Source organism: Delftia sp. WSY_16, from assembly GCF_043104415.1.
In the GTDB taxonomy this organism is placed as follows: Bacteria; Pseudomonadota; Gammaproteobacteria; order Burkholderiales; family Burkholderiaceae_C; genus Comamonas; species Comamonas tsuruhatensis.
On record NZ_JBICKS010000011.1, the window covers coordinates 96865 to 115510 of the forward strand.

An 18646-nucleotide genomic window follows, 5' to 3' on the forward strand; every position below is an offset into this window, starting at 1 on the left:
AAATGAAGCGCACTTTCAAGATCTACCGCTACGACCCGGACAAGGATGCCAAGCCCTACATGCAGACCGTCGAGGTCGAGCTGGACGGCCACGAGCGCATGCTGCTGGACGCCCTGGTCAAGCTCAAGGAGATGGACCCCTCCATCTCGTTCCGCCGCTCCTGCCGCGAAGGCGTGTGCGGCTCGGACGCGATGAACATCAATGGCAAGAACGGCCTGGCCTGCCTGACGAACATGAAGACCCTGCAGGGCGACATCGTTCTCAAGCCCCTGCCCGGCCTGCCCGTGATCCGCGACCTGATCGTGGACATGACGCAGTTCTTCAAGCAGTACCACTCGATCAAGCCGTACCTGCAGAACGACAGCTTCGCGTCTCCCACCAAGGAACGCCTGCAGTCGCCTGAAGAGCGCGAAGAGCTCAACGGCCTGTACGAGTGCATTCTGTGCGCCAGCTGCTCCACCAGCTGCCCCAGCTTCTGGTGGAACCCCGACAAGTTCGTGGGCCCGGCCGGCCTGCTGCAGGCCTACCGCTTCATCGCGGACAGCCGCGACGAGGCCACGGGTGACCGCCTTGACAACCTGGAAGATCCGTACCGCCTCTTCCGTTGCCACACCATCATGAACTGCGTGGACGTGTGCCCCAAGCACCTGAACCCCACGCAGGCCATTGGCAAGATCAAGGAACTGATGGTCCGCCGGGCCATCTGATGACCATGACGAATACTCTGCTCGACGAACGCGAGCGAGACCTGCTGCGCTGGCGCTGCCGGCGCGGCCTGGTCGAGAACGACCTGTTCATCGCGCAGTTCTTCGCCACCTACGGAGACCAGCTCACGCGGAGACACGCGAGCGGTCTGTCTGCCTTGATGGACCTGGCAGACAACGACCTGATGGACCTCTTCTTGCGCCGCAAGGAGCCTGAAGGTGAACTCGATACCCAAGAAATCAGGGAAGTTCTGGAACTGGTGCGCAAGCGCAAGCCCGGTTCTCTCCCGCTAGTAGGCTAGGCAATCTAGAGAAGGAAGTTTGGAAATGAAACTCGCAGACAACAAAGCAACGCTGTCTTTCAGCAACGGCGCCCCCAGCGTCGAGCTGCCCGTCTACCAGGGCAACGTCGGTCCCGACGTGGTGGACATCCGCAAGCTGTACGCGCAGACCGGCATGTTCACCTATGACCCGGGCTTCCTCTCTACCGCCTCGTGCCAGTCCGCCATCACCTACATCGATGGCGACAAGGGCGAGCTGCTGTACCGCGGCTACCCCATCGAGCAGCTGGCCAAGAACTGCGACTACCTCGAGACCTGCTACCTGCTGCTGTACGGCGAGCTGCCCAACGAGTCGCAGAAGGCCGACTTCGTCGAGCGAGTGACCAAGCACACCATGGTCAACGAGCAGATGCAGTTCTTCCTGCGTGGTTTCCGCCGTGACGCCCACCCCATGGCCGTCCTGACGGGTCTGGTCGGCGGCATGTCGGCCTTCTACCACGACAACATGGACATCAACAACGCCGAGCACCGCGACATCGCCGCGATCCGCCTGATCGCCAAGATGCCCACGCTGGTCTCCATGGCCTACAAGTACGGCATCGGTGCGCCGTACATGTACCCCAAGAACGACCTGAGCTACGCCGGCAACTTCATGCGCATGATGTTCGGCAACCCCTGCGAGGAGTTCAAGGTGAACCCCGTGGTCGAGCGCGCGCTGGACCGCATCTTCATCCTGCACGCAGACCACGAGCAAAACGCCTCCACCTCCACCGTGCGCCTGTGCGGCTCGTCGGGCACCAACCCCTTCGCCGCCATCTCGGCCGGCGTGGCCTGCCTGTGGGGCCCTGCCCACGGCGGCGCCAACGAAGCCTGCCTGAACATGCTGGAATACCTGCAGGCCAACGGCGGCGTTGCCAAGGTCGGCGAGTTCATGGAACAGGTCAAGGACAAGAACAGCGGCGTCAAGCTGATGGGCTTCGGCCACCGTGTCTACAAGAACTACGACCCCCGCGCCAAGCTCATGCAGGAAACCTGCAATGAAGTGCTGGCCGAACTGGGCCTGGAAAAGGACCCCCTGTTCGCCCTGGCCAAGGAAGTCGAGAAGATCGCCCTGGAAGACGACTACTTCGTGCAGCGCAAGCTCTACCCGAACGTGGACTTCTACTCCGGCATCGTGCAGCGCGCCATCGGCGTGCCCGTGAACCTGTTCACCGGCATCTTCGCCCTGGCCCGCACCGTGGGCTGGATCGCCCAGCTCAACGAGCAGATGGCCGACCCCGAGTACAAGATCGGCCGTCCCCGCCAGCTGTTCACGGGCTCCGTGTCCCGCGACGTCAAGCCGATCGGCCAGCGCTGATCGCAGGTCCGGGCCTCAGCGGCCCGGCACCCAAAAGCCCCATGCCTTTGCATGGGGCTTTTTTCATGGGCGAGTCCACCGTTCCAGAAGGCCACGCCACTCCTAGGAACACCATTCTGGCTATCGTGGCATGGACCTCGATTGATCACATCTACCCTAAGGTGACCGTTGACCCTCCCTGAAACGGGATGGAGGCGCAGCGCAATGCCCGCTGCCGTTCAACGCAACCCCGGGACTCACATGCTTGTCGAAATCACCAAGGACGGAATGCTCATCCATGCGCGCGTCAAGAATGCGCGCAGCCCCGCCATCGAGAGAGGAAAGCGGACCGCCGCCATCACCGGCATCGTCGTGCACCAGACCGATGCCAACACGGCCCAGTCTTCGCTCAACAGCTACAAAAACCCGAAGGCCAATGCGGCACACTTTCTCATCGACAAGGACGGCACCATCTACCAGACGGCGGCCATCTACCAGCGCACCAACCATGTGGGGCCGCTGAAGGCAAGATGCCTGCTTGTGGGGAAATGCAGGGCCAAGGACTATGAAGGAGCAGGCGTAAAGGGAATGCACCGCATCGAGATGATGAAAGCCCCTGGCGATCGCTATCCGAGCAACATGGAAGCCATAGGCATCGAGATGGTTGGCAGGGCTGTGCTGCCGAAAGGGTTCAAGCCCCCTCAGCGACGAAAGGAACTGAGTCCGGAAGGGATTCGGGGAGAATTTGGCGTCTACCCCACACCGACTGAGGCACAAAACCGTGCTCTGACATGGCTGGTTGAAGCACTGCAAGATTCCATGCAACTATCGCCCAGTGAAATCTTCAAGCACCCTGAAGTAAGCCGGAAGAACCTGTCCGAGGCAGAAGGCGCAAACTGGGAAATGGCACCATGAGCTTCATTTTCTTTCGCACTGTGACTGTGATTTCGGCCATGGCCATGGCATCGATGCTCCATGCGGCCGATGCCAGATACCCAGTCAGGCAAGTACAGAAAATCGACATCATCGAGCCCTCAGGCGGCTCTTCTTGGGAAGACAAGAACTGGCTTGATTGCAACGATGTGATATTGACCGAAGAGGATGTGCGATATGCGCTGCAGCACATGCGCAAAATTTCAGAGAAGCACTACTTCGGTGAATATATGGAAAGAACAGGGTGTTCAGGAGGAGCGTCCGTCAAGTTCAAGAGCGGAAAAATCATCGTCATGGGAATCGAACCCACAGGACGTATTAATCTTTTCGAGGCCAACAAAAAGCTGGACCCTATTGGAGTACCTGGAAGCTTCTACGACTGCCAACCCTGCAACAAACGCAAGATGGACCTGCTGCAGGACGCCCTGGACCGCGCAACCGAACGACGGCTCAAGGAGCTGAAGAGGCAGGGACGACTTCCTCCATGAGCCGCCTCCATTCGATCTTCTGGGCACTCATTTCGGCGATGCCCGATCCCTGGACAGGCACGCGCCACCGGCCCGGCTGCAACGGCTGGCGGCCTGGTGAACAGCCTGCTGGTCGGCAGCGCCGCCTGGCCTGAGCGCCCGGGCCAAGCCCCCTGCTTCACGCAGCGGCGCGGTTTCGCCGACAATGCCCCCCCGGCCCTCGTGGCCGGCCCTTTCTTGCGCCGGGGTTCCGGCCCCAGCCACTCCCTGCACACCATGAACTTTGCCTCCCTCGGCCTGAGCCCGGCGCTGGTCTCCAGCCTCCAAGACCTGGGCCTGGTCGATCCCACGCCCATACAGACCCAGTCCATCGCCCCCGTGCTTGCGGGCCGCGACCTCTGGGCCTGCGCGCCCACGGGCTCGGGCAAGACGGCCGCCTACCTGCTGCCGCTGCTGCAGCGCTGGATGGATGGCGGCAAGGCCCAAGGTGCCCAGGGCGGCTTTGTGCGAACCCTGACCACGCTGATCGTGGTGCCCACGCGCGAGCTGGCCCAGCAGGTGGGCGAGACGCTGTCCGACCTGGGCCGCACGCTCAGGCAGCCGCCGCGCATCGGCGTGGTCTATGGCGGCGTGTCCATCAACCCGCAGATGATGATGCTGCGCGGCAGTGCCGATTTCCTCGTGGCCACGCCGGGCCGCCTGCTGGACCTGGTGGAGCACAACGCCGTGCGCCTGTCCGCCGTGCGCCATCTGGTGCTGGACGAGGCCGACCGCCTGCTGGACCTGGGCTTCCAGGACGAGCTGCAGCGTGTGCTGGCCCTGCTGCCGAAGCAGCGCCAGACCCTGCTGTTCTCGGCCACCTATCCCGATGCCGTGCAATCGCTGGCCACAGGCCTGCTGCACGATCCCGTTCAGGCCCGCGTCGATGCCGCCGAAGGCCAGGATGCCGCCAGCCCCCAGAGCATTGCCCAGCGCGCCATTGCCGTGGACCGTGCGCGCCGCACCCAGCTGCTGCGCACACTGGTACAGGGGGAGACGGCGCCCGGCACCGACCCCGCCACGCTGGAGCGCGCCCTGGTCTTCGTGGCCACGCGCCACACGGCCGAACTGGTGGCGGAAAAGCTCTACAAGGCCGGCATCTTCGCCACGGCCTTCCATGGCGACCTGAGCCAGGGCGCACGCAAGGAAGCGCTGGCCGACTTCAAGGCCAGGCGCTGGCAGGTGATGATCACCACCGACCTGGCGGCGCGCGGCATCGACATTACCCAGCTGCCCCTGGTCGTCAACTACGACCTGCCGCGCTCGGCCACCGACTATGTGCACCGCATCGGCCGCACGGGCCGCGCGGGCGAGGACGGCACGGCCATCAGCTTCGTGACGCCGGCCGACCAGGCGCACTGGGCGCTGATCTGCAAGCGCAACCAGCTGGACCTTGAACTGGAGCAGTTGCCGGGCTTCGAGCCCACCGAGCCCGTGCCGCCGCCTCCGGTGGCGCAGGACGGCAACGGCGGCATCAAGGGCCGCCGCCCCAGCAAGAAGGACAAGCTGCGCGCTGCGGCCGCCGAAGCAGCCGAGACCGCAAAAAAGAACTGAGCGTTTCCGGTTCAGCCCGCGCCGCCTCGCCCGCCAAAGCGATCCCGGTACGCCACGGGCGTGATGCCCAGGTGGCGCACGAACAGGTGGCGCAGCGCCTGCTCCGAGCCCAGGCCCACGCGCGCGGCCACGGTCTTGAGCGGCAGATGGGCCTGGCTTTCCAGCAGTTGCTTGGCCGCCTCCAGCCGCGCGCTCTCCACAAAGGCCGTGGGGCTTTGCCCGGTTTCCTGCTGGAACACGCGGCGCAGGTGCCGCTCGCTCATATGGGCCTGCTCGGCCATCTGCGCAAGGGTCAGAGGCTCGGCCAGATGGGCCATCACCCACTGCTGCACGGCCTGCACGCCGCCGTGCTGCGCGGCCTGGGCCGCCAGCGGCACGCTGAACTGCGACTGGCCACCGGGACGCTTGAGGTACATGACCAGGTCACGCGCCACCTCCAGCGCCAGCGCGTGGCCGAAATCCTCTTCCACCACGGCCAGGGCCAGGTCGATGCCGGCCGTCACGCCGGCCGAGGTCCACAGTTGGCGGCTGCCTTCGCCATCGCGGATCTCCTCGCGCAGGTAGATGGCATCGGCATCGACCTGCACGCGCGGATGGCGCTGGGCCAGTTGCGCCGTCACGCTCCAGTGCGTGGCCGCGCGCCGGCCGTCCAGCAAGCCCGCCTCGGCCAGGAAGAAGCTGCCCGAGCACAGCGCAATCAGCCGCTGCACGCGTGGCGCCACGCGGCCCAGCCAGGCGACCAGCTCGGCCGAGCCGCCCAGCACCTGCTCGATATGGCGCGAGCCCACGACGACCACGGTGCAGCCCATGCCTGCAGCCTCCAGCCCGGCCAGCGTGTGGGTGGCCTCCAGCGACATCAGCGTGTCCGAGCGCACGGGCCCTTGCCGCTGCGAGACCACGCGCACCTCGTAGCCGTCGCTCTGGCCGCGCGCGCGCAGGTGCACGTTGGCATAGTCGAACACCGACATGGGTCCTATGGCCTCCAGCGCCTTGAAGCCGGGGTAGACGACAAGATCGATGCGGTGGGCGCTGGCGTGGCGGTGGTCCATGGGAAACGGCGGGCTCGGAGGCGGTCAGGGTGGAAAGAATGGGGCGGACTATACGAAAAGACGCAAGCACCCACGGCCTGCAGGCCCGGCCGACGCCGGCCACACCCCTCAGATTCGGACATATCACCTGAGGCTGCGGCCATGATGCGGCCGGTCCGCGCGGCCATGGCCTACATTCAAGGCTTCGCGGAGCGCGCGCACTGCCGCTCCTGAGCCACCCCGACAGAAAGACACGCCCATGAAATCCAAAGCCGCCGTCGCCTTCAAGGCTGGAGAACCCCTGCAGATCGTCGAGATCGACGTGGCCCCCCCGAAGAAGGGCGAGGTCCTGATCAAGATCACCCACACCGGCGTCTGCCACACCGACGCGTTCACGCTGTCGGGCGACGACCCGGAAGGCATCTTCCCCGCCGTGCTCGGCCATGAAGGCGCGGGCATCGTCGTCGAGGTCGGCGAAGGCGTGACCAGCGTCAAGCCCGGCGACCACGTGATCCCGCTGTACACCGCCGAATGCGGCGAATGCCTGTTCTGCAAGAGCGGCAAGACCAACCTGTGCGTTTCCGTGCGTGCCACCCAGGGCAAGGGCGTGATGCCCGACGGCACCACGCGCTTTTCGTACAACGGCGAGCCCATCTACCACTACATGGGCTGCTCCACCTTCAGCGAATACACCGTGGTCGCCGAAGTCTCGCTGGCCAAGATCCACCCCGATGCCAACCCCGAGCAGGTCTGCCTGCTGGGCTGCGGCGTGACCACGGGCCTGGGTGCCGTCAAGAACACCGCCAAGGTCCAGGAAGGCGACACCGTGGCCGTGTTCGGCCTGGGCGGCATCGGGCTGGCCGTGATCCAGGGCGCCAAGCTGGCCAAGGCCGGCCGCATCATCGCCGTGGACACCAACCCCTCCAAGTTCGACCTGGCCCGCACCTTCGGCGCCACCGACTGCGTGAATCCCAAGGATTTCGACAAGCCCATCCAGCAGGTCATCGTCGAGATGACGGGCTGGGGCGTGGACCACAGCTTCGAATGCATCGGCAACGTCAACGTGATGCGTGCCGCCCTGGAATGCGCGCACCGCGGCTGGGGCCAGTCCGTCATCATCGGCGTGGCCGGCGCGGGCCAGGAAATCTCCACACGCCCCTTCCAGCTGGTGACGGGCCGCAAGTGGCTGGGCACGGCCTTCGGCGGCGTCAAGGGCCGCAGCGAGCTGCCCGGCATGGTCGAGCAGGCCATGAGCGGCGAGATCCAGCTGGCCCCCTTCGTCACGCACACCATGGGCCTGCCGGAGATCAACGAGGCTTTTGACCTGATGCACGAAGGCAAGTCCATCCGCTCCGTCGTCGTGTACTGAAGCTCCCCCTGAGGCGCTGCGCGCCCTCCCCCGTTGCACGGCGCCTCTCTACTCGCTACGCGAGGGAGGAGGACGGCGCCCTCGCCTGGGCAGCGCCAGTTTCATGGGCCGTTGACCGTGTATAGCGTATCAACTCCCATCTTTGAATGCTGCACGCACCGCTTGCCAAGGTGCTCGTAGCATTTTTCTTTTTTGAGGAACACCATGTCCGCACTGCCGCCCCTGGAACTCAAGAACGCCCATGCATGCTTCGGCGGCGCACAGCGTTTCTACGAGCATTTCTCCGCCGAGATCGGCCTGAACATGAAGTTCTCGGTCTTCCTGCCGCCCAAGGCCGTGGCCGGCGAGAAGGTGCCCGCCGTGCTCTACCTGGCCGGGCTGACCTGCACCGAAGAGACCTTCATGACCAAGGCCGGCGCCCAGCGCCTGGCCGCCGAGCTGGGCATCGCCCTGATCGCGCCCGACACCAGCCCGCGCGGCGCAGGCCTGCCCGGCGAGGCCGATGCCTGGGACTTCGGCGTGGGCGCGGGCTTCTACCTGGACGCCACCACCAGGCCCTGGGCACTGCACTGGCGCATGGAAAGCTATCTGCTGGGCGAGCTGCTGCCGCTGATCGCCGCACGCCTGCCCATTGACGCGCAGCGGCTGGGCATCTTCGGCCACTCCATGGGCGGCCACGGCGCGCTCACGCTGGCGCTGCGCCATCCGGGCCGCTTCAAGAGCCTGTCGGCGTTCGCGCCCATCGCCAACCCCGTCAACTGCCCCTGGGGACAGAAAGCCTTCTCAGGCTATCTGGGCGATGACCGCAAGGCCTGGGAAGCGCATGACGCCAGCTGCCTGATGGCCGCGCAGACCCAGGCGCCCTACCCGGCCGGCATCCTCGTGGACCAGGGCCTGGCCGACAAGTTCCTGATCGAAAAGCAGCTGCTGCCCGAAGCCTTCGAGGCCGCCTGCGCCCAGGCCGGCCAGCCGCTGACGCTGCGCCGCCACGGGGGCTACGACCACGGCTACTACTTCATCCAGAGCTTCATTGATGACCATCTGCGCCATCATGCAGAGCAGTTGAGTACCCCCTGAGGCGCTTCGCGCCTTCTCCCTCTCTCGCTTCGCGGGAGAGGGACGACGCCATCGCCGCGAGGCGGCTCTTGCTCGGCGTCCCTGTTTTTTTGGCCGCGCCAGTTTCAAAGGGTGATGCGCCCAACAGGTGCAGGGCAGCTTGCCTCAACCTGGCCTATGGCCAGCGCGCATGTCCTGCGCAATACGCTCCAGTACCTGCGGCAGCTCCTTCACGCTGGCGATCACGTGGTGGGCGCCGGCTGCGCGCAGCTTGGCTTCGGCACGGGCCACGCGCTCGCGCACTTCTTCGGCGGGGGCGGCGGCCAGTTCGGCCGGGGAGTAGCCGACTTCGTTGCCGGACAGGGTCAGGCCCACGGTCCACATGCCGGCGTTGCGGCCTTCCTCGATGCCGGGCACGGTGTCGTCCACCTTCACGCAGGCACGCACGTCGCCGATGCCCAGCGCCAGCACATTGGCCAGCGCCATGAAGGGGCCGGGGCGGCCGCCTGCGGCCATTTCATCGCCCGCCACCACATGGTCGGGAGCCAGGCCGTTGGCCGCTGCCTGGGGCAGCAGCTGGTTCAGGACTTCACGCGGATAGCCCGAGCACGAGCCCACCTTCAGGCCCTGCGCGCGCAGCCAGCCCAGCAATTCAGGCGCGCCTTCGATGGGTGCCGAGAACTCGCCCACCTTGGCGATCTGCATGGGCATGAAGCGGGCGTAGATGGCATCCACGTCGGCGTCGCCAGGCGGCTGGCCGAAGGCCTTGTGCCATTGCGCGCGGATGCCCTCGTCTTGCAGCAGTTCATGGATGTGCTGCCACTTGGACAGGCCCATGGGGCCACGTGCCTGGGCCAGGGTGATGGTGATGCCGAAGCTGGCAAAGGCCTCGACAAAGATCTGCGTGGGTGCCAGCGAGCCGAAATCGACCAGGGTGCCGGCCCAGTCGAAGATGACGGCCTGCAGCGGCGACAGATCGGCGGCGGTGGAGACGGTGGTGTGGTTCATGGTGCTTTTTGACTAGGAAAGAGGTTCAAACAGAAGAGGGCCGCACGCGCCTGTTCATTCCAGCGTGCGGATGAAATTGCGCCCGCGCGGGCCGGATGCGGCCGACTGCAGCAGCTGCTGCCACTCATCCCCGGGCACGCCGTAGTGGGCGGGATCGGTGGCCACGCCCAGGCCTTCGAGGAAGTTGCGCAGGCGCTGCACGGCCAGCTCGCCCGTGGCGGCATCGAAGATGGACAGCAGGGCCGCGTCGGCCTCGTCATCGGCGCCCAGGGCCATCTCCAGCACCAGCGGCAGGCTGAACGAGCAGGCAATGCCGTGGGCCACGCCATGGCGCAGCGTGATGTCGTAGGACAGCGAATGCGCCAGCGCCGTGCGGGTGTTGGAGAAGGCCAGGCCGGCCATCAGGGCGGCCTCGGCCATGCGGCTTCGCAGCGGCAGGCTGCCCAGGTCCTGCATCAGCGCGGGCAGCGTGGCCAGGGTGCGACGCGCGGCGCCCACGGCCAAGGTGGTGGAGACGGGATTGCGGTGCCGGTTCCAGATGGACTCCAGCGCATGCGACAGCGCATCCAGCCCCGATGCCAGCGTGGCGCCGGCCGGCAGGCTTTGCATGAGCTGCGCGTCGATGATGGCGGCCTCGGGCCAGGTCCAGTGCTGGTGCAGCGAGTGCTTGCGGCCAGCGGCCTGGTCCCAGATCGTGGCCCAGGGCGTGACCTCGCTGCCCGTGCCGGCCGTGGTGGGAATGGCGATCAGCGCCTTGTGGCCTGCGGCCGGCAGGGCCAGCCCCTGCTCCAGGGCCTGCAGCAGCTCGCCGAAACGCCGCGTGGGCGTGGCGCACATCAGCGCCTTGGCCGAGTCGATGGCGCTGCCGCCGCCCAGGGCCACGATGCACGGGACCTCGGCGTATTCGCGGTGCACGCGGTCATACAGCGGGGCCAGCCACTGCACATCGGGATTGGGCGCAATGCCGTCCACCACGCCGCGCAGCTGGCTGCCCAGCCGTTGGCGCAGCTGCTGCACCAGGCCCAGGGATTCGGCCTCGGGAAACGTCACCAGCAGGCAGTCGCGCCCGGCCAGCAGCTCGGGCAGGCGGTCCAGGCGGCCGGGGCCGGCATGGATGGCAACGGGGTTGTGATAGGTCCACACAAATCGGTCCTTTGAATGAAACGGGGGCGCCGGGAAAAGCGCAGCCCTCAATGGCGGGTGCCCTGCTGGATGCGGCGGCGCAGCCAGTGGGAGATGAGATCGGCGGCGATCACCATCACGGTGATGACCACGATGCAGGTGGCCGTCTCCTGGTAGCGGAACAGCTTGAGGCTGCCGACCAGCTCGAACCCCAGCCCGCCCGCGCCCACCATGCCCAGCACCGTGGCCGAGCGCAGGTTGACCTCGAAGCGGTAGAGCACGACCGCGATCCAGGCCGTGATGGCCTGCGGTATCACACCGAAGACGATGAGCTGCAATTGCGTGGCGCCTGCGCTGCGCAGGGCCTGCAGCGGGCCGTCGTCGATCTCTTCGATGCTCTCGGCGAAGAACTTGCCCAGCATGCCCATGCCATGCAGCGCCAGGGCCAGCACGCCGGGAAACGGCCCCAGGCCCACGGCCGAGACAAAGACCAGCGCCAGGATCAGCTCGTTGATGCTGCGCACCACGTTCAGGAACTGCCGCGTGATGCGCCGCAGCCAGTGCCAGCCATGCAGGTTGCTGGCGGCGATGAAAGACAGCGGCAGCGCAAGCACCACGGACAGCATCGTGCCCCAGATGGCGATCTGCACCGTCTCCAGCGCGGGCGCCATCAGGCGCGGCAGCATGCTCCAGTCCGGCGGCACGGAGCGCGCCACGAAATCCCCGATCTGGGGCATGCCTGCCGCCAGTTCGCCCCAGCTCATCTGCGCGCCGCCCGCGCTCCAGTGCAGCACCCAGGCGATGGCCAGGGCCGCAGCCGCATAGCCGGTCCAGCCCAGGGCGCCATGGGGGCGCGGCGCGGTCCATTGCCAGCGGTCGCGCGGCTCGGGGCTCCAGGAACTGGCGCTGGTCATCACAGTCCTCCTGCGGGCGCGCTGGCCCGCATCCACGAGGCAGGCACCGGCGCCTGCGCATGCAGGCCGGCAGGCCCTATGGCCGCCGTGCCCGGAGGTGTGTCCGGCTCTGCGCCCTGCCCTGCGCCTTGCCCTGCAGTGGGCTGCGCATGGTAGATGGCCTGCAGCGCGGCCTCGTCCAGCGCCTGCGGCGATCCGTCAAAGACCATGCGGCCCTGGGCCAGGCCCAGCACACGGTCGCCGAACTCCCGCGCGTAGTCCACCTGGTGCAGGTTGCAGACCACGGCAATGCCCAGTTCGCGCGTGGCATCGCGCAGGTACTGCAGCACGCTGCGCGCGGTCTTGGGGTCCAGGCTGGCCACGGGCTCGTCGGCCAGGATGACCTGGGGCTGCTGGGCCAGCGCGCGGGCAATGCCCACGCGCTGCATCTGCCCGCCCGACAGCGCCTCGGTGCGCTCCAGCGCCTTGTGGGCCAGGCCCACGCGCTCCAGGCACTGGTCGGCCAGGCGGATATCGCTTTCGCGGAACAGCTGCAGCACCGAGGCCAGGGTGCCGGTCTGGCCCAGGCGCCCGGTCAGCACGTTCTTGCGCACCGACAGGCGCGGCACCAGGTTGTGGTGCTGGAAGACCATGGCCACGTGGCGAGCCAGCTCGCGCCGGCTGTGCCTGCCGCCGCCCAGCATCAGGTCCATGCCGCCCACCTCCAGCGTGCCGCTGTCGGCGCGGGCCAGGCCGTTCATGCAGCGCAGCAGCGTGGACTTGCCGGCCCCCGACAGGCCCAGCATGACGACGAACTCGCCGGGCTGCACATCCAGGTCGATGCCATGCAGCACATGGTTGCTGCCATAGCTCTTGCGCAATTGGCGGATGCGGATCATTTCATGCTCCCGAGGTCCAGCTTCAGGGCCTTGGCCGTCTGGCGTACCACGTCGTAGGCCTTGTCATCCGTGGCCGCGAAGCCGTCGAGCACGCCCTGGTCGCCCCAGGGCAGGTCCTTGACCTCGGCCAGGGCCGCAGCCACCTTCTGCTTGGTGCCGGCGTCCAGGTTCTTGCGCCAGGTCATGGGCGACTCGGGGATGGGCTGGGAGCGCCAGACGATCTGGAAGTCCTCGCGCTTGACCAGGCCCTTGTTCACGGCGGAGTCGAAGATGCGGTCGGCCACGGCCGCCGCATCCACCTTGCCGTTGGCCACAGCCATGATGCTGGCGTCGTGCGAGCCCGAGAAGATCACGCGCGAAAAGCCCTTGTCCGCATCGAAGCCCTCGGCCATCAACCCGGCCTTGGGAAACAGGTGGCCCGACGCCGAGGTCGGGTCCACAAAGGCAAAGCTGCGGCCCTTGAGATCGGCCACGCTGGCCGGGCCCTTGTCCTTGCGGGAGATCACCATGCTGTGGTACGCGCTCTTGCCCGTCTTCTTGGTCACGGCCACGGCAAAGGCCTCGGCGCCTGCCACCTGGCTGGCCAGCACGTACGAGAACGGGCCGAGGAAGGCGATGTCGATCTTGTTGGAGCGCAGCGCCTCGATCACGCCGTTGTAGTCATTGGCCACGAAGGGCCGCACCTTCATGCCGGTGCGGGTGGCCAACTGGTCCATGACCTGCTGGCTGGCGCGGATCATGGCCTGCGCGTCCTCCGAGGGGATCAGGCCCACGCGCAGCTCGGCGCTCTGGGCAAAGGCGGCAGTGGTAGCGGTGGAGGCGGTGGCGGCCAGGGCCAGCACGGCGCCGGCATGGCGCAGCCAGGTCTTGCGGTTCATCTTCATGGGAGTGTTCCTTTGCATCAGGTCAGGCACATCGGCGGATCGGTGGATCCGTGAATCGCCGGTCAAATCGCCAAGCGGGTGGGGATGGCTGAATGCTAGGAGCGACATATTTCTGCCATGTGAAAGTTTCAGAATCGGTTTTGACAGCATCCATAGACAAAACCTTGAGATACCGACTTTCGTGAGCAACGCCCGCTACCGCGCCTTCATCGCCGTCGCCCACCATGGCAGCCTCAGCGCCGCCGCCCGCGCACTGGGCGTGAGCCAGCCCACCATCTCCACCCAGATCGCCACGCTGGAGCGCCAAAGCCAGATCGAGCTGTTCCACCGCCGCGGCTACCGCATGACGCTCACGGGCGCAGGCGCCAGACTGCTGCCCATGGCGCAGAAAATCATGGCGCTGGAGGCCGAGGCCGAATTCTTCCTGCGCGACTCGGGGCAGTTGCACCAGGGCGAGCTCAAGATCGGCGCCGTGGGGCCCTTCCATGTGATCGAGATGGTGGCCGCCTACCGCGCACGGCACCCGGGCATGCAGCTGTCCATCCGCATGGGCAACTCGCAGCAGGTGCTGGCCGACCTGGAACGCTACGACACCGACGTGGCCGTGCTCGCCGGCCTCTACGACCGCCCGGAGCTGCTGGCACGCGAGTACGCGCGCCACGCCATCGTGCTGTTCGCCCATGTGGCCCATCCCTTCGCGCGGCGCAGCGAAATCGCGCTGTCCGAACTGCAGGGCCAGCCTTTGCTGCTGCGCGAGCACGGCTCGACCACGCGCACCGCGCTGGAATCGGTGCTGCAGGCCGCCGGGGTGCAGCCGCGCACCGAGCTGGAGATCGGCAGCCGCGAAGCCATACGCGAAGCCGTGGCGCGCGGCCTGGGACTGGGCGCCGTGTCCGAAGCCGAATTCATCCCCGACCCGCGCTTTCGCCCGCTGCGCATCGCGGGCGACCCGGCCAGCACCACCACCTATGTCTATTGCATGCGCGAGCGCAGCGACAGCCTGCTGGTGAGGTCGTTTCTGGAGGCGGTTTGAGCCTGCCGGTCCGCGCTCAGAACAGACTGCGCTGCGGCAGCAGCAGCGACGGATGGTAGAGGCTGCAATCGAGCCGCAGCGGCTCGCGGTTGAATCCGTACCGACGGCAGGCCAGGGCGAAGCGCTGGCGCAGCAGCTCGGCCCAGTGGCCAGTACCTTTCATGCGCTGGCCGAACTCGGCGTTGTACACGCGGCCGGCCTCGCGCTGCTCGCCCTGGATGCCGTGCAGGTCGCGCACGCGCTCCATCACGCGGCGGGCGCGGTCGGGGTAGTGCACCTGCAGCCATTGCTCGAACAGCGGCGCCACTTCCCAGGGCAGGCGCAGCACGGCATAGAAGGCGTGGCGCGCGCCTGCGTCGGCGGCCGCCTCCAGCACCTTCTCCAGGTCTTCGTTGATGAAGGGAATCTGCGGTGCCAGGCTCACGCCCACGGGCACGCCCGCCTCGGTCAACGCGCGGATGCTGCGCAGCCGGCGGTACGGCGCGGCGGCGCGCGGCTCCAGGTGGCGGGCCAGGTCGGCATCCAGCGTGGTCAGCGTGATGTGCACCGAGGCCAGGCCCTGGCGCGCCAGCGGGGCCAGCAGGTCCAGGTCACGCTCCACCCCGCTGCCCTTGGTGACGATGGAAAACGGGTGACGCGCCTCGGCCAGCACTTCGATCAGGCGGCGCGTCAGCCCCAGCTCGCGCTCCACGGGCTGGTAGCAGTCGGTGACCGAGCCCAGCATCACGGGCGCGGCCACATGGCTGGCGCGCGACAGCTCGGCGCGCAGCAGCTCTGGCAGGTTCTGCTTGGCGATGAGCCGGGTCTCGAAGTCCAGCCCCGGCGACCAGCCCAGGTAGCTGTGCGTGGGCCGGGCATAGCAATAGATGCAGCCATGCTCGCAGCCCCGGTAGGGATTGAGCCCCATGTGAAACGGCAGGTCGGGCGACTGGTGGCGGCTCAGCGCCGAGCGGGCCTGCTCCCAGCGCAGTTCGGTGCGCAGCGCAGCGGCCTCTTCGCCTTCGGCCGGCGCCTCAAGACTGCCCCAGCCGTCGTCAAAGGCCTCGCGCGGATCGGTGGTGAAGCGGTGGGCCAGTTGGCTGGCTGCGCCCCGGCCCTTGATGGGGTGCAGGGGCACCCGGGCCGTGTCGTGATGAGGCGTGGGAGGACTGGAAAGCATGAAGCAACTGTATAAAAATACAGCCATACCAACAAGCACTCCCCGCATGCCTGCGGTTGCGAAGTGGGTTTTGCCGGCTTGGCAAGTGCCCGCGCCAATCCGCACCGCACCGTGCGGGTTCGCTTGGCAGAACGCGCACGGGCCTGCACAATGGCCTTATCGCACCAACTTGGTGCTTTTCTCTTTTCTGAAGATGCCTTGGCCCGGACAACCGCGTTGCCCGGGCTTTTGTCCGTTTGGGCGCCGCTGCCCTTCACTGCAGCCACGGCGCAAGCACACAAGGGAGCCAACACCATGGAGCGCAAGCCCCACATCATTCTTTCGTCCCTGGACCTGGAACGCATCGAGGCCCTGCTGGACAAGCAGCCCGCCTTTCCCGGCCGCGAGGCGCTCGAGGCCGAGCTGGACCGTGCCGACGTGCTCGAGCCCAAGGAAATGCCGCCCAACGTGGTGACCATGAATTCCACGGTGCGCTTCACGCTGCTGGAGTCGGGCAAGACCAATACGCTGACCCTGGTCTATCCCAAGGAGATGGATGGCAGCGCCGACAAGGTGTCGGTGTTCGCGCCCGTGGGCATTGCCCTGCTGGGCCTGAGCGTGGGCGACCAGTCCCGCATGCCCGGCCCCTCGGGCCAGGTCACCGTGCGCGTGGATGCCATCGAGTTCCAGCCGGAAAGCGCAGGCGAGCTGCACCGTTGAACGCCGACCGGCGTGAAGCGAAAAAGGCAGCCCACCGGCTGCCTTTGTTGTTTGTGGACTGACGCACCGCGCCTCAGCGCAGGCCCGCCACAAATGCCGCGATCAGGCCGGTGCCCACCAGGCCCGCCTGCCAGCGCAACGCCATGTGCCAGCTGGGAACGTGGCGCTCCACGCGCTCGTACAGCAGATGGCCGGCCGCAATCGACAGCACAAAGGCCGTGCACATGCCCAGCAGGGCGGCGGGAATGGACTGCGGCCAGAAATGGCTTTCCACGGCGTTGACCAGCAGGCAGACCGAGAAGTGCACGAGAAACACCGAGTACGAAATCTTGCCCAGCCGGCGCAGCGGCGCCCAGCCTTGTGCCTGGGCAAACGCGGGGCTGCGCATGGCCGCGGCCAGGGCCAGCGCCGTGGCACCGGCCAGTGCGATGCGGTCGCGCCACTCCAGTGCCAGCGCCGCCACGACCAGGGCCACGATCAGCAGGGACCAGCTCCAGGCCGTCGAGGACTTGTCCGCATGCGCGGCCCAGTAGGCCAGCATGCCCAGGCCGTAGGCGCCAAAGAAGTACGGCGCCCAGACGTCCCATTGCGCATCCAGATTGAAGCCCAGCAGCGAGGCCGCCACGCCGATCACCACCAGCGCCTGCGCCACGCTCAGCGTCCAGGGCCAGCAGCGCGACAGCGCCTGGCCACCGAAGCGGCGGCGCAGCAAGGCGCCGCCCCAGCGCGTGCCGGCCAGCAGCAGCGCCGTCAGCGCAAACAGCTGGAAGTCGATGGACACGTACCAGACGCCGGCGGACAGCGACTCCTCGCCCACGATGTTCTGCAGCAGCAGCGCATGCGCCACCAGCTGCCAGAGATCGGGCTCGCCCGACACCGAGGCATGGTCGAACCAGGGCCGCACGGCCGCCGAGACGACGATGGCCACGACCAGGGCCACGGCATAGGGCACGACCAGGCGCACGAAGCGGCGCCCGATGCGCGACCACGGATCGCAGTGCTGGCCGTGGCCTTGCGGCGCCATGCTGGCTGCCGCCAGGTAGCCGCCCAGCACCAGGAAGATCTGCACGGCCATGCGCGCATATTCATAGAGCCAGTCGATGAGGTCCGGCGCGGCCGGATGGGCGATATCGGACATGGGGCCGTAGAAGGCCAGGTGGTGCCAGACGATGGCGGCACAGGCCAGGCCCTTGGTGCAGTCGATCAGCGCACTGCGGCTAGCGTGGGACATGGGGCAATCTGCAATCTGCGAACGGGTCGGGAAGCGGGAGGCGCTGGGCCGGGCCGCCTGGCCGCAAGCCCGCAAAGGCGCCATTGTGCGCCTTTTGACCGCGTCTTGCAGAAAGCTGACGCACCGCTTTCCAAGCCGCACAGGACATGCCGGCACGCGAGGGCACAATGCATGCCATGACGCAACCCAAACCTCTTCCGGCGTTGAACCGGCAGTTCGTCTCGCACTTCGGCGAGATGGGCAGCCGCTGGGGCATCAACCGCACGGTAGGCCAGATCTACGCTCTGCTGTTTCTTTCGCCCGAGCCGCTCAATGCCGACCAGATCGCCGAGACGCTGGAGTTCTCGCGCTCCAACGTGAGCATGGGGCTCAAGGAATTGCAGGCCTGGCGCCTGGTGCAATTGCGCCACCAGCCCGGCGACCGGCGCGAGTATTTCGAGGCGCCGCAGGATGTCTGGGAAATCTTCCGCCGCCTGGCCGAGGAACGCCGCCGCCGCGAGATCGAGCCCACCCAGTCCATGCTGCGCGCCGCCATGCTGGAGGAAGTCACCACCGAAGAAGAGCGCTACGCCCAGCAGCGCATGCGCGACATGTACGAGCTGATCGACCGGCTCATGAACTGGTTCGACGACGTGCAGCGCCTGTCGCCCGAGACCGCCATGCAGCTCATGGGCATGGGCACGGCCGTGACCCGGCTGCTGGACCTGAAGGACCGCATCACGGGCGGCAAGGGCCGCGCCAAGGCGGACGACACCGACGATTGAACCTGGCAAGCCTGCGTACAAAAATGAGCTCCCGAGGGAGCTCATTGTGTTTACAGCAATGCTTCATTGGCGGTAAGCGCGTGCAAAAACTGGCGTAGCCCAAAGCGAGGGACACCGAGCAAGGGCCGCCCCCGCAGCGAGGGTGTCGTCCCCCTCCCGAAGAGAGAGGGGGAAGGCGCGAAGCGCC

Annotated in this window: 19 protein-coding genes; 11 read left to right on the plus strand and 8 right to left on the minus strand. The window is 66.9% G+C overall.

The annotated features are described in order from the left end of the window. The first annotated feature begins 2 nt into the window (after positions 1 to 2). The 6 genes from ACF8O7_RS06825 to ACF8O7_RS06850 all read left to right on the plus strand — a co-directional run bounded on the left by ACF8O7_RS06825 (position 3) and on the right by ACF8O7_RS06850 (position 5314). Positions 3 to 707: a succinate dehydrogenase iron-sulfur subunit gene (locus tag ACF8O7_RS06825; protein WP_012204344.1), complete on the plus strand. Its 705-nt coding sequence runs from the start codon at positions 3 to 5 to the stop codon at positions 705 to 707. Next, entirely contained in the window at positions 707 to 1006 is a 300-nt protein-coding gene (locus ACF8O7_RS06830) for a succinate dehydrogenase assembly factor 2 (protein ID WP_012204343.1), read from the plus strand. The genes ACF8O7_RS06825 and ACF8O7_RS06830 overlap by 1 nt, the downstream gene beginning before the upstream one ends. Positions 1007 to 1031: 25 nt before the next feature. Continuing rightward, complete coding sequence (locus ACF8O7_RS06835; RefSeq protein WP_016450198.1) at positions 1032 to 2342, plus strand: citrate synthase; 1311 nt, start codon at positions 1032 to 1034, stop codon at positions 2340 to 2342. Positions 2343 to 2582: 240 nt separating this feature from the next. Beyond that, a complete protein-coding gene (locus ACF8O7_RS06840) occupies positions 2583 to 3236 on the plus strand; it encodes a peptidoglycan recognition family protein (RefSeq protein WP_223275249.1) in 654 nt (217 codons plus the stop codon). Then, entirely contained in the window at positions 3233 to 3742 is a 510-nt protein-coding gene (locus tag ACF8O7_RS06845; protein ID WP_016450196.1) for a hypothetical protein, read from the plus strand. Before ACF8O7_RS06840 ends, ACF8O7_RS06845 begins: the two co-directional genes overlap by 4 nt. A gap of 255 nt (positions 3743 to 3997) precedes the next feature. Then, complete coding sequence (locus ACF8O7_RS06850) at positions 3998 to 5314, plus strand: DEAD/DEAH box helicase (RefSeq protein ID WP_151019452.1); 1317 nt, start codon at positions 3998 to 4000, stop codon at positions 5312 to 5314. An 11-nt stretch (positions 5315 to 5325) separates the two neighbouring features. On the opposite strand, the gene ACF8O7_RS06855 is transcribed toward ACF8O7_RS06850, so the two are convergent. Next, positions 5326 to 6363, minus strand: coding sequence for a GlxA family transcriptional regulator (locus ACF8O7_RS06855; protein ID WP_016450194.1), 1038 nt, complete (start codon positions 6361 to 6363; stop codon positions 5326 to 5328). Positions 6364 to 6601: 238 nt separating this feature from the next. On the opposite strand from ACF8O7_RS06855, the gene ACF8O7_RS06860 reads away from it, so the two are divergent. After that, positions 6602 to 7711 (plus strand): S-(hydroxymethyl)glutathione dehydrogenase/class III alcohol dehydrogenase, encoded by a 1110-nt coding sequence (locus tag ACF8O7_RS06860; RefSeq protein ID WP_012204334.1) that lies wholly within the window; start codon positions 6602 to 6604, stop codon positions 7709 to 7711. Positions 7712 to 7915: 204 nt separating this feature from the next. Further along, positions 7916 to 8788, plus strand: a complete 873-nt coding sequence (gene fghA, locus ACF8O7_RS06865) for an S-formylglutathione hydrolase (protein WP_046240405.1) — start codon at positions 7916 to 7918, stop codon at positions 8786 to 8788. Positions 8789 to 8932: 144 nt separating this feature from the next. Here fghA and phnX read toward each other — a convergent pair whose 3' ends face one another. Genes phnX through phnD form a run of 5 tightly spaced genes read right to left on the minus strand, consistent with a single transcriptional unit; the run spans position 8933 to position 13573 of the window. Then, on the minus strand, positions 8933 to 9775 hold the full coding sequence (gene phnX / locus ACF8O7_RS06870) for a phosphonoacetaldehyde hydrolase (RefSeq protein ID WP_126311710.1): 843 nt from the start codon (positions 9773 to 9775) through the stop codon (positions 8933 to 8935). 54 nt (positions 9776 to 9829) lie between these two features. Then, positions 9830 to 10918: an iron-containing alcohol dehydrogenase PsrA gene (psrA, locus tag ACF8O7_RS06875; RefSeq protein ID WP_046240397.1), complete on the minus strand. Its 1089-nt coding sequence runs from the start codon at positions 10916 to 10918 to the stop codon at positions 9830 to 9832. Positions 10919 to 10965: 47 nt separating this feature from the next. Continuing rightward, the gene (gene phnE, locus ACF8O7_RS06880; RefSeq protein WP_126311711.1) at positions 10966 to 11811 is read right to left on the minus strand and encodes a phosphonate ABC transporter, permease protein PhnE; all 846 of its coding nucleotides are present in this window, start codon (positions 11809 to 11811) and stop codon (positions 10966 to 10968) included. Further along, complete coding sequence (gene phnC / locus ACF8O7_RS06885; RefSeq protein ID WP_034391485.1) at positions 11811 to 12689, minus strand: phosphonate ABC transporter ATP-binding protein; 879 nt, start codon at positions 12687 to 12689, stop codon at positions 11811 to 11813. The genes phnE and phnC overlap by 1 nt, the downstream gene beginning before the upstream one ends. Then, complete coding sequence (phnD, locus tag ACF8O7_RS06890) at positions 12686 to 13573, minus strand: phosphonate ABC transporter substrate-binding protein (protein WP_047325747.1); 888 nt, start codon at positions 13571 to 13573, stop codon at positions 12686 to 12688. Before phnD ends, phnC begins: the two co-directional genes overlap by 4 nt. A 181-nt stretch (positions 13574 to 13754) precedes the next feature. Here phnD and ACF8O7_RS06895 point away from each other — a divergent pair, with 181 nt between their 5' ends. Continuing rightward, positions 13755 to 14606, plus strand: coding sequence for a LysR substrate-binding domain-containing protein (locus ACF8O7_RS06895; protein WP_013803446.1), 852 nt, complete (start codon positions 13755 to 13757; stop codon positions 14604 to 14606). A gap of 16 nt (positions 14607 to 14622) precedes the next feature. Here the strand turns inward: ACF8O7_RS06895 and ACF8O7_RS06900 are convergent, their stop codons facing one another. Continuing rightward, positions 14623 to 15765 (minus strand): PA0069 family radical SAM protein, encoded by a 1143-nt coding sequence (locus ACF8O7_RS06900; protein ID WP_392442842.1) that lies wholly within the window; start codon positions 15763 to 15765, stop codon positions 14623 to 14625. A 294-nt stretch (positions 15766 to 16059) separates the two neighbouring features. On the opposite strand from ACF8O7_RS06900, the gene rnk reads away from it, so the two are divergent. Next, on the plus strand, positions 16060 to 16464 hold the full coding sequence (rnk, locus tag ACF8O7_RS06905) for a nucleoside diphosphate kinase regulator (RefSeq protein ID WP_026062607.1): 405 nt from the start codon (positions 16060 to 16062) through the stop codon (positions 16462 to 16464). Between the two features lie 73 nt (positions 16465 to 16537). Here the strand turns inward: rnk and ACF8O7_RS06910 are convergent, their stop codons facing one another. Further along, a complete protein-coding gene (locus ACF8O7_RS06910) occupies positions 16538 to 17695 on the minus strand; it encodes an acyltransferase family protein (protein ID WP_392442845.1) in 1158 nt (385 codons plus the stop codon). A gap of 167 nt (positions 17696 to 17862) precedes the next feature. Between ACF8O7_RS06910 and ACF8O7_RS06915 the strand changes: the two genes are divergently transcribed. Beyond that, complete coding sequence (locus ACF8O7_RS06915) at positions 17863 to 18459, plus strand: GbsR/MarR family transcriptional regulator (protein WP_026062606.1); 597 nt, start codon at positions 17863 to 17865, stop codon at positions 18457 to 18459. Positions 18460 to 18646 lie beyond the last annotated feature (187 nt).